The organism is Parafrankia sp. Ea1.12 (genome assembly GCF_900465275.1).
Lineage (GTDB): Bacteria > Actinomycetota > Actinomycetes > Frankiales > Frankiaceae > Parafrankia > Parafrankia soli.
Map to the genome: position 1 here is coordinate 1 of NZ_UBIZ01000076.1, position 11,090 is coordinate 11,090.

At 70.0% G+C, this 11,090-nt stretch carries 7 protein-coding genes and 1 pseudogene; 4 read left to right on the plus strand and 4 right to left on the minus strand.

Annotated elements, in window-relative coordinates:
- A partial coding sequence (locus FMEAI12_RS00610; RefSeq protein WP_235013554.1) for a transposase occupies window positions 1–175 on the minus strand: 175 nt, incomplete at its 3' end.
- 158 nt (window positions 176–333) lie between these two features.
- On the opposite strand from FMEAI12_RS00610, the gene FMEAI12_RS00615 reads away from it, so the two are divergent.
- Window positions 334–2,037 carry an HNH endonuclease signature motif containing protein gene (locus FMEAI12_RS00615; protein WP_235013546.1) on the plus strand — a complete coding sequence of 568 codons (1,704 nt, stop codon included), beginning with the start codon at window positions 334–336 and terminating at the stop codon, window positions 2,035–2,037.
- Window positions 1,967–3,154 carry a PLP-dependent aminotransferase family protein gene (locus tag FMEAI12_RS00620; RefSeq protein ID WP_071060264.1) on the plus strand — a complete coding sequence of 396 codons (1,188 nt, stop codon included), beginning with the start codon at window positions 1,967–1,969 and terminating at the stop codon, window positions 3,152–3,154. Before FMEAI12_RS00615 ends, FMEAI12_RS00620 begins: the two co-directional genes overlap by 71 nt.
- Before the next feature lie 25 nt (window positions 3,155–3,179).
- On the opposite strand, the pseudogene FMEAI12_RS39600 reads toward FMEAI12_RS00620, so the two are convergent.
- A pseudogene (locus tag FMEAI12_RS39600) lies at window positions 3,180–4,179 on the minus strand (NAD(P)/FAD-dependent oxidoreductase).
- 112 nt (window positions 4,180–4,291) lie between these two features.
- Between FMEAI12_RS39600 and FMEAI12_RS00630 the strand changes: the two are divergent.
- Entirely contained in the window at window positions 4,292–4,918 is a 627-nt protein-coding gene (locus tag FMEAI12_RS00630) for an XRE family transcriptional regulator (RefSeq protein WP_165938616.1), read from the plus strand.
- On the opposite strand, the gene FMEAI12_RS00635 is transcribed toward FMEAI12_RS00630, so the two are convergent.
- Together FMEAI12_RS00635 and FMEAI12_RS00640 are read right to left on the minus strand one after the other, a co-directional pair.
- A complete protein-coding gene (locus FMEAI12_RS00635) occupies window positions 4,905–6,896 on the minus strand; it encodes an ABC transporter ATP-binding protein (protein ID WP_112104631.1) in 1,992 nt (663 codons plus the stop codon). The genes FMEAI12_RS00630 and FMEAI12_RS00635 overlap by 14 nt on opposite strands.
- 76 nt (window positions 6,897–6,972) lie before the next feature.
- Window positions 6,973–9,786 (minus strand): alpha/beta fold hydrolase, encoded by a 2,814-nt coding sequence (locus FMEAI12_RS00640; RefSeq protein ID WP_112104600.1) that lies wholly within the window; start codon window positions 9,784–9,786, stop codon window positions 6,973–6,975.
- A gap of 208 nt (window positions 9,787–9,994) precedes the next feature.
- Between FMEAI12_RS00640 and FMEAI12_RS00645 the strand changes: the two genes are divergently transcribed.
- Window positions 9,995–11,089 carry a 3-dehydroquinate synthase gene (locus FMEAI12_RS00645; protein ID WP_112104601.1) on the plus strand — a complete coding sequence of 365 codons (1,095 nt, stop codon included), beginning with the start codon at window positions 9,995–9,997 and terminating at the stop codon, window positions 11,087–11,089.
- Window position 11,090 lies beyond the last annotated feature (1 nt).

Consider the following 11,090-nt stretch of genomic DNA (forward strand, 5'->3'; position numbering starts at 1 on the left):
CATAGAGGATCGCGTCCACGATGTCACGCCGGTCGTGTTTCTCGGGCCGGCCGTCCTTCGACGCCGCCGGCAGCAGCGGCTGCACGTAGGCCCACTCCGCGTCCGTGAGATCCGAGGGATACCGAGGGATACCGAGGGATACCGAGGAGAACGTGCCATCTCCACGACCTACCAGCCCCACCGCCAACCCAAAACCTCCCACCCCCACGTCACTCTCCGCACAGAGAACCAAGATTCAGGACAGGTACTCAGACCTCTTGTCCTGCCCGCCCGCCAGCCATATCGTCGAACACACGTTCGATATTGACGACTTGGCGGACAGGCGGTGACACCATGACCTCCCTTCCCGGCTCGAGGCGTGGCGCATCGCCACGCGGGCAACGCACCGCCGCCAACGCGCCCGACGCCAAGATCGGATCCGCCGCCACATCCACCGGATCAGACGGCCGATCCACACCAGGGGATGAGACCGCCACCGTGGTCGGGAGTCCCCCGACGCACTCGACCAGCTCAGAAGAGGACTCGTGGGCAACCAACGGCGACACCCGCACCCGCGAGGCGCTCGACACGAAAGCCGACGATCTCTTCAGGGAGATCTCTCGCGTCGTCCGCACGATAGCGGCCGGCCACGCGGATCTACTGACCCTGCTGGCTCGGTTCGCGGCCCTCCTGCTCCCGCCAAGCGCCGAGCAATCACTCGTCTCCGACGAGTTCGCGCCCGAAGAGATAGCCACCGCGATGGCGGTCTCGCCCCAGTCGGCCTCCGCCCAGCTGACGTTCGCCTGCACCGTCGCCCGGCGCCTTCCGAACGCAGTCGACGCACTCAGGGCGGGAGTCCTGGATCTCCAACGACTGCAGTCACTGGAGAAAGCGGTCCACCCGCTCGACGACCGCACCGCAGCCAGAGTCGAAGCACACGTGCTCGCCGGAGGAGCACGACCTAACCGGCGCGCCTTCACCGATGCCTGCAGGCGCGCCGTAGCCAGGATCGACCCCGAAGGCACGGCAGACCGCGCGGAGACCCGACGCAAGGACCGACGGGTGTGGATCTCTCCCGACGAGGACGGGACAAGCGCGCTCACAGCCGTCCTTCCCACGGAGGACGCCGAGGCCTGCTACCAGCGGATCGATCAGGCTGCCCGTTCCATCAGTGCCAACAGATCCGACGGTGACGACCGGACCCGCGCCCAGATTCGTGCCGACGTGCTGGTCGATCTACTTACGGGCCGAGGCAGCCACGCCACGCCGATGCCGTGTGACATTCAAGTCGTCGTACCCGCGACGACCCTGATGGGCCTGTCCGACGACCCCGGTGAGATTCCGGGGTACGGCCCGATCCCCGCACGAATAGCCCGGGAGATGGCCAAACGGCCGGGCTCAACCTGGCGGCGCATTCTGACCGATCCACAAGGACATCTGATCGAGGTCGCCGACCGGCGTCTACCAAGCGCCGCACAGGTCCGCCATGTTCGTGCCCGCAACCGGACCTGTGTATTCACAGGCTGCACCCGGCCATCACGCCGCACGGATACCGATCACACCATCTCCTTCTCCGAGGATGGACGGACTCTGACCAAGAATCTCGGCCCGCTGTGCCGTCGACACCACCGGATGAAACATCGTGGCCACTGGCAGGTCACACAACCCCAGGAAGGAACCTTCGTGTGGACCAGCCCACTCGGGCGAACCAGTGTCACCACCCCCGACACATATCTCGAAGTCGATGTCTCACCCGGGACTACGGCCAAGAATCGGCACGCCGAGCACTTGAGGGAAGATCGCGGGCACACGCGATCCCGTCCGAAAACGCCGACCGGAGCGGGAAAGGATCCCGACTGGCAGATGCCATCCCAGACAAGGCCTGACGTGGCCCGGCGTGAGTCATCTGCTTGGCGTCAGGCAGGATCGGGGCGGGACCTGCGCCGGAGGGAACCGGGCGGCAGAGAAATCGAGGGAGTCAACCAACGTGAGGAACACAACCGCGCCTCCGGAGCTCGCGAGCCGAGTCGGATCCGTCCAGACCTCTCCGGTACGTGAGATTCTCGCGTTGACGGAACGACCAGAAGTGATCTCCTTTGCCGGTGGCCTGCCGGCGCCGGAGTTCTTCGACGCGGAGGGCATCCGGGCTGCCTACGACCGAGTGCTGAGTGAGGATCCGCGCCGGGTACTGCAGTACTCGTCGACCGAGGGCAGCCCGTTGCTGCGCGAGACGATCGCCGCACGGCTGGCTGGCCGGAGCCTACCCACTCATTCCGACGATCTTCTGATCACGACCGGCTCGCAGCAGGCGTTGACCCTCCTCATCACCGCGCTTCTCGAACCCGGGGACGCCGTTGTCGTGGAGGATCCGACCTATCTGGCTGTGCTGCAGTCGTTCGGCTACGCCGGCGCACGGGTCTACCCGGTCACCACCGACGAGCATGGCATCGTTCCCGACGCGCTCGCGGAGGTCGCGGCCCGCGAGAAGCCAAAGCTGATCTATCTCGTCCCGAACTTCCAGAACCCGACTGGTCGGACGGTCCCCGCGGAGCGCCGGTCCGCGATTGCCCGGGTCGCCGCCGAGTGCGGATTCTGGATCATCGAAGACGACCCGTACGGCGAGCTGCGGTTCGAGGGTGCCGCCGTGCCATGGATCGCGTCGATCGAGGACGCGGCGGACCGCACCATCCTGCTGGGAAGCTTCTCGAAGACGATGGCACCGGGGATGCGCCTCGGGTGGTTGCGGGCACCGGAAGTACTACGCCGCGCCTGCGTGATCGCCAAGCAGGCCGCGGACCTGCACACCTCAACGATCGACCAGGCGGCCGCGGCTCGGTATCTGATCGACAGCGACCTCGACGCGCACATCACCAGGGTCTGCGCGGCCTATCGGCCGAGGCGTGACGCGCTCCTGGCCGGGCTTCCCCGAGGGCTGCCGGCGGGCAGCACGTGGAACCGGCCGGAGGGCGGGATGTTCGTCTGGGCGCGGCTGCCCGATGGCTATGACGCCACGGCGCTCCTCTCGGCTGCGGTCAGGAGACAGGTGGCCTACGTTCCCGGAGCACCGTTCTACGCCGGGCCCGCGGATGCCGCGACGCTGCGGTTGTCCTTCACGACGCACAGCCCGGCGGAGATCGCGGAGGGGGTGACCAGGTTGGCCAAAGCACTCCGTTGAAGGCGGGTCAGCCGTTGAAGGCAGGTCAGCCGCTCGGAACGTAGCCCGTCCGCCGTGCCGCCACAGCGAGGCGAATCTCTTCGGCGATCAGGTCCGCGTTGAGGGCGGCGGCCTTCACGCCGGCGGCGGACGCCGTGATCACTGAGGCCACCACGTCTGCCACGTTTCCCGCGATCCACACCCCGGCGGCCTGGGTCGCGCCGGCGGGGTCCGACTGCACCTGTCGGCCGATCACGTGGCCGTTCAGGGCCAGGTCGGTTGATTCCAGGCCGAGCGCACCGAGTATCGCGGTGCGGGTGGTGAAGCGCGGCGCGACCGCCAGGGCCCGGCGGGGAACCACCTCCCCGTGGTGCAGTCGGACGGATTCGAGGCGGTCGTTCGCGGTCTCGAGGGCCTCGACGGCACCGGGCACGACTCGGATGCTGCGGGCGGCGAGCTGCTCGGCCTCCTCGGCCGTGGGGTCGGGACCGGTGTGGGTGAACAGGACGACGTCTTCGCTCCGCTGCCGCCAGAGAAGAGCCTGGTGTACCGCCATCGGTGAGCCGCCGAGAACGCCGATCGGCTGGTCACGGACCTTTCATCCGTGGCAGTACGGGCAGTGCAGGACGGCGTGCCCCCACAGGCCGGCGAGTCCGGGTATGTCCGGCAGCTCGTCCACCAGACCGGTGGTCACGAGCAGCCGGCGGGCTGTGGTGACGCGGCCATCGTCAAGCCCGACACGGAACTGGGGCGGTACTCCGGGTCCGTCAACGACGGTCGGTGTTGACGGGAGACGCTCGAGGGAGGTGACCGTGGCGGTGACGATCTCACCGCCGTAGCCGATGGCCTCGGCCCGTCCGGTTGCCAGGAGCTCACTCGGGGGGACGCCTTCCCGGCCCAGGTAGTTGTGCACGCCCGGGGCGGGCGTTGCGGAGCTCGCCCGCGTCGACCGCCAGGAGGGTCCGGCGTGCCCCGGCCAGGGTGAGTGCGCCGCTCAGACCGGCGGGCCCACCACCGACGACCATCACGTCGTAGATCTGCTTCATCCGGATACCGCCCTTCGACTGAGGAGTGTTCCGAGCCCGAATCTTCCACATCCAGGAGCGGGTTTGACAAACATCATTGCCAGAACAGCAACTTTAAGGCGAGCATGGTGGGGTGACTGTGGGAACCGAACAGGGTATCGAGGCCGTACTTGCCGCGGTCGGTCCCCGGCTGCGCGCGCTGCGCAAACAGAACGGGACAACTCTTCCCGCACTCTCCCGGGCCACCGGGATCTCGGTCAGCACGCTGTCGCGGCTGGAGTCCGGGCAACGCCGACTGACGCTGGAGCTGCTACTGCCCCTCGCGAAGGCCTACCAGGTCCCGCTCGACGAGCTCGTCGGCACGCCGCCGACAAGCGATCCACGGGTGCTCCCGCGGCCGTTCGAGCGCGACGGAATGACCGTCGTACCGCTGACGAGACGTCCGGGCGGACTGCGATCATTCAAGATGATCTTCCCGCCCGGGTGGCCGGCCTGTACGAGGGAACTGCAGACACACGAGGGCTACGAATGGATCTACGTGTTGTCCGGCCGGCTGCACCTGTTCCTGGGTGAGCGGGAGGTCGTCCTGACCGCCGGCGAGGTCGCCGAGTTCGACACGCACGTCCCGCATGCATTCAGCAATCCGAGCCCGGAGGCGGTGGAGGCCATCAGCCTGTTCGGGCCGCAGGGGGAACGCCTGCACGTGCGTGCCCGTCCGGCTGGATCCCGCGCGCGGGACGGCGGGCTCAGCCCACCGTGACCGGGCGGTACAGGCGGGCGTAGGCACCATCATCGGCGAGCAGCTCGCCGTGGGTGCCGTCCTCGACCACCCGGCCGTGGTCCATGACGTAGATGCGGTCGGCATCGATCACGGTGGAGAGCCGGTGCGCGATGACCAGGCAGGTCCGGCCGACCGAGAGCCGGTCGAGCGCGGCGCGGACGGCCGCCTCGGAGACGGTGTCAAGCGCCGAGGTGGCCTCGTCCAGGATCAGCACCTGAGGCGACTGCAGCAGGACCCGGGCGATGGCGAGCCGTTGACGCTCGCCGCCGGAAAGCCGGTAACCGCGAGCGCCGACACGGGTACGCAGCCCGTCCGGCAGCTGGTTGAGCAGCGCCGAGAGGTTGGCGGCGTCGAGCGCCTCGCGCAGCTCGTCGTCAGTGGCGTCGAGCCGTCCGTAGCGCAGGTTCGCCGCGATGGTGTCGTGGAACAGGTGCGGCTCCTGGGGAACGACCCCGATCAGCGAATGCAGCTCGGATGACGGAATGTCGTCCAAGGCCACGCCGCCGAGCCGGATGGTGCCGTGCTGGGGGCGGTGGATGCCGCTGGCGATGTAAGTGATGGTCGTCTTGCCGGCGCCGCTCGCCCCGACGACCGCGGTCGTCGCCCCCGGAGCAACCCGCAGGGTGACACCGCGCAGGTTCCACGCCGCGTTGTCGCGATCCGGTGTGGCGGGGCGATCCGGGGCGGTGAGGCGTGGGTCGGAGGTGGCGATGTCGTAGGAGAACCAGACGTCGTCAAGGGTGAGGTCCGGCGCCGAGGCGACGGGGACCCGCGGACGGTGCTCGAGCGTCGCAGGCTGTCGGTCCACCGGGCGCAGCTGGGCCGACGGACGCTGCTGGAGCGGCGGGCGTGCAGGGTCGACTGGGCGGGCTGTGGCCACCGGACGGGCCGCGGCCACTGGGAGGTCGAGCAGGGCGAAGATCCGGCGGAACGACGCACCGGCGCTGGAGAGCTCGGAGCGGAGCTCGACGGCGGAGGCGAGCGGGCCGAAGGAGACCAGGAGTGCGCCGCCGAGCGCGGCGACCGTCCCGAGCGAGGTGTGTCCCGTGGAGACCAGCCAGGCGCCGAGGGTAACGACCACCGTCATCGTCATGACGATGCCGAGGTTGACGACGAGGCGGACACGTGAGGTCAGCCGGGCCTGCTCACGGCTGGCGGCGAGCAGCTCGGCGGCGGCGGCGTCGAAGCGTTCGCATTCATGGTCCGCCCGGTCGAACAGCCGGACGTGCAGCGCGCCCGAGACCGAGGAGGTGTCCGCCACCTGGGCCATGAGCTGGCCGTCCAGCTCTCGTTGGCGGTGGGAGATGCCGGCGAGGCGGCGACGGCCGGACTTCATGATCAGCAGTGTGGCGGGGGCGAAGACCATGACCGCCAGGCTGAGCCGCCAGTCCAGCACGAAGACGACGGCGGTGCCGACGGCGATGTCAGCGACCCGGCAGATCACCGCCTGGACGACCGCGGAGACCGCGTACTGGGCGGTGATGACGTCGGTGGACATCACCGTCATCACCTCGCCCTGCTGGCTGCGGGGGAAGAAGCCGAACGGCAGGCGTTGCAGGTGGGCGTTGACGGCCTGCCGGGTCCGCACCGTGATCACGGCGCCGAGCCGGGCGATGAGCGCCATCCGGGTGGCGAGCACTGCCGACTCGAACACCAGCAGCGCGCACAGGAGGAGCACCGGGACGACGAGGTCGCCGACCTGTCCGGTCGGCAGGGAGTCGTCGATGAGGTGGCGCAGCAGGAACGGGCCGGCCGCGACCGCGACCGAGCCGATGACCGACAGGCCGACCAGGGTAATGATCACCCGGCCCTGGTCGGCGAAGAAGCGCAGGCTGCGGGCGGACTCGTCGACGCCGGTGAGCTTCGCCACCACCCGGGCGTGCAGGCGGGTCACCCTGGTCGACGGGACGTCCACCGGCCCGCCCGACAGACACGGGCCGGACACGGACTCAGGCATCACGCCGAGAGAGACTATGCCGCCCCCCGCGCGAACCGTACGGCCCGTCCCGGTCCGGTCTGGTCTGTCGTCCGGGCTAGAGCTGCATCGACTCTCCGAGGCGGGCACGCATGTCCGCGGCGAGCACCGAGACGTTCGGCTCGTTGAGCATCGTGTGGTGCTCGCCGGGGACGGTGACGATGGTGGAGTCACCGGTCAGGTGCGTGGGCCACTCGTCCCGACCGGACTCGGGGTTGTCCTCGGCGAGGTAGAGGACGGTCCGCCCGGCGTACGGCCGGACCCGGTACGACTGGGTGATGAACCGGGCCTGGTCGAAGAACACGTCGAACTGGACGAGCCCGGGGTAGCGGACGAGCCCGGTCAGCGGCAGGCGTGCCGCCTTGCGTAGCTTGGACGCGTTCGGCAGCGGGAGTCGGTCCGGCAGCAGCCGGGTGATGCGTCCCCCGCCACTGGGGTCGCCGCTGGGACGCGCGCCGCCGGCGGACTGAGCCGAGCGCGGCAGCGTGGTGTCGAGCAGCAGCAGCATCCCCACCTCCTCGCCGGCGGCGGCGAGCATGTGCGCCATCTCCAGGGCGACCAGCCCGCCGAACGAGAAGCCGGCGAGGTAGTAAGGGCCGGTCGGCTGGATCACGCGGAGCACGGCCAGGTGGCGCCGGGCGTGGCGCTCGACGCTCCAGTCGGGCAGCGCCCGGCTTTCCATTCCCTGCGCCTGCAGGCCGTAGACCCGCTGGTCGGAGCCGAGCAGGCGGGAGAGCCCTAGGAAGTTGATGGCGAGCCCGCCCGCGCCGGCGACGCAGAACAGCGGCGGACGCGAGCCGTCGACGTTGAGCGGCACGCAGGTCGGATGGGTCGGGATGCCCCGTTGGGAACCTGCCACCCGGGCCGCGAGGGCGGCGACGGTCGGCGCCTCCACCAGCACCGAGGTCGGCAGGGTCACGCCGAGACGGGTGGCGATCTCGCTGAGGAGCTGCTGGGCGAGCAGCGAGTCCCCGCCGAGCTCGAGGAAGTCGTCGTCGACGCCGACCTCATCGACCTTCAGGATCTGCGCGAACAGGTCACACAGCGCGAACTCCCAGTGGCTGCGCCCGGTGGGACGGCGGGCGGGCGGCCGGGGCGGCGGCGCCGGCAGCGCGGGCCGGTCGATCTTGCCGCGCTCGTTGCGGGGCAGCTCGTTGAGCAGGATCACCGAGGAGGGAACCATGTAGGCGGGCAGCTTCTCCCGCAGCAGGCCGCGGATCGCCACGGTCGCCGACTTCACCGCGGTGGCGCACACGACGTAGGCGACCAGCCGCGGAGGCTCGCCCTCGACGCGCTCGGCGACGACGACGGCCTCGAGGACGTCCGGCGAGGTGAGCAGGACGGTCTCGATCTCGGCGGGCTCGACCAGGTAACCACGGATCTTCACCGCGGCGTCAGCGCGGCCGAGTAGTTCGATGCACCCGTCCGGGCGTCGCCGGGCCAGATCCCCGCCGCGGTACACGACCTCGTGGGACCCGAGGTCACCGAGGACGATCTCACCGGTGACGGTGACGCCGGAGACGGGCAGGTCGTGGTCCGGGCCCGCGGAGTCCGCCGGGCTCGCCGGGCCCGTCAGGGCTTCGTCACCGGAAACCAGCGCACCGGAATCCCGCAGGCCGTCCGCCGGAGAATCGACACACAGGTGAACCGGCCGAAATCGCTGCGCGGTCATCTCGGGGGCGTTCCAGTAGCCGCCGGAAAGGTACCTTGACGTTACTGATATTTCGCCGGTGGCACCATCCGGTACGGGTTTGCCGTGCTCGTCGACGATCTCGATGTCCTTGCCGTCGACGGCCCATCCCGCCGGCAGTGGACCAGCCGGAATCTCGTCGCCGGATCCGACCGGGAAGAAGGCGAGCGAGGCGGTCTCGGTCGAGCCGGACCAGTTGTAGAACGTACACGTTGTAGGCAGCAGCTCGCGCAGAGCGGCGACATCCCGGCCGTACACGGCCTCACCGGAGCTGGTGACCGCGCGCAGGTCGCCCAGGATCAGCCCGGGCTCGGCGGCGCCGGCCAGCGCACGCATCAGCGACGGGGTCAGGTGCAGCGTGGTGATGCCGCGGTCGACGAGCCAGGCGGGCATCGCGCCGATCCCGCGGGCCCGCGGGTCGAACGGGTGCAGCGTGGCGCCGCAGAGCAGCCCCCAGAACATGACGGTGATGCCGGCGGCGAACGCGGTCGGCAGCACGAGGGCGATCTGGTCGGCGGCGTTCATCCCGACCCGCTCGATGCCCGCGTCCAGGTCCTTCATCACGGTCCGGTTCCGCCAGACGACGCCCTTCGGGACGCCGGTGGAGCCGGAGCTGAACACCAGGAAGGCCGGGTCGGTGGGCAGAGCCCGACGGCCCGGCAGCAGGTCGTCGTCGATCCCGGCGGTACCGACCGGCGGCCCGTCGTCAATGATCAGGGTGTACTCCGAGCCCGGCACCGTTCCGGGCTCGGGACCAGGCGTGGGACCGGTGTCGGCCGCTTCCAGCCGGGCGGCGGCGAGCAGCTCGGTGTGCGCGCTGTCGGTCACGCAGGTGGCGACCCCCGCCAGCCGCAGGATCTGCCCCAGCCGCGCCGCGGGGAGCATCGGATCGAGCGGCACGAACGGCCGCCCTGCCTTCAGCGCGCCCAGCATCGCGACGATCGCGGGCGCTCCCTGCCCCAGCAGGATCCCGATGTTGCTGTCGTCCCCCTCGACGACAAGCGAACGAGCCAGCGCGGATGAACGCGAGTCCAGCTCGGCATAGCTCAGTACAGTTTTCTCATCGCGTACCGCAATTACGTTGGCACGCGCTGTGACGATCCGAGAGAACCGCCCCACGATTGTCGGGTCGGGTTCCGCGAGATTCGCCGCCAGCACGGCCAACGGATGCGTTCCGACCATGTTTCGACCCCCCAGGCCGCTCTCGCTCCGTTTCTGGCTATCCGGAAGCATCGCCGATGATACGACCGGACAACTGCCGCCACTCCCCCACTCGGGCCATCAGAGATGCCAGGGTGGAGACTCGTCCCCGAATATCGCCACGTGACTCAGCCGGCGTGTCATGTCCCTGACATCCGTGTCCGGCAGAGCAGACACCGGAAGGACCGTGATGACGGCACCGTCCGCGACACCCGGGTACGACGACCGTGCCGGCGGGCCCGGGACGCACCGGGTGTGGGTCGAGCTCGGCGACCGCGGCTATCCCGTCGACATCGGGCCCGGCGTCCGGCGCACGCTGCCGGAGGTCGTCGCCCGGATCGACGCGTCCCGGGTCGTGATCGTCTCGGCCCGGCCAGAGGACGACGCGGTACCCGATCCCGGGGTCCCGGCGCTGCGCGTCGCCGCCCGCGACGGCGAGCCGGACAAGAACCTGGCCAACGTCCAGGCGCTCTGCGAGCGGTTCGCGGCGTTCGGCCTGACCCGCACGGACGCGGTGGTCTCCTGCGGCGGCGGGACGACGACCGACGTCGTCGGGCTCGCGGCGGCGCTCTACCACCGCGGTATCGCGGTCATCCACCTCCCGACGTCGCTGCTGGCGCAGGTCGACGCGAGCGTCGGCGGCAAGACGGCGGTGAACCTGCCGGCTGGCAAGAACCTGGTCGGCGCCTACTGGCAGCCCAGCGCCGTGCTGTGCGACACCGACTACCTGGCGACGCTGCCCGCGCGCGAGTGGACCAACGGCTACGGGGAGATCGCGCGGGCGCACTTCATCGGCGCCGGCGACCTGCGCGGACGTCCCGTCGAGGAGCAGATCGCGCGCAGCGTGGCGCTCAAGGCCTCGGTCGTGGCCCGGGACGAGCGCGACTCCGGCCTGCGTCACATCCTCAACTACGGGCACACCCTGGGCCACGCGCTGGAGATCGTCACCGGCTTCGAGATGCGGCATGGCGAGGGCGTAGCGGTCGGGACGGTCTTCGCCGGCCGGCTCGCCGCCGCGCTGGGCCTGATCGACGACCGGCGCGCCGACGAGCACTTCGAGGTGGTCTCGCACTACGGACTGCCGACGGCGCTGCCCGCCGGGGCCGACACGGCGGCGCTCGTCGCCGCCATGCGGCTGGACAAGAAGTCCACGAACACCGGCAAGTCCACGAACACCGGCCTCACCTTCGTCCTCGACTCGGTGGACGGCCCCCGGCTGGTTCCGGACGTCCCGGCCGACCTGGTGGTCGCGACGCTGGGCGCGATGGAACGCGAGGCGGCATGAC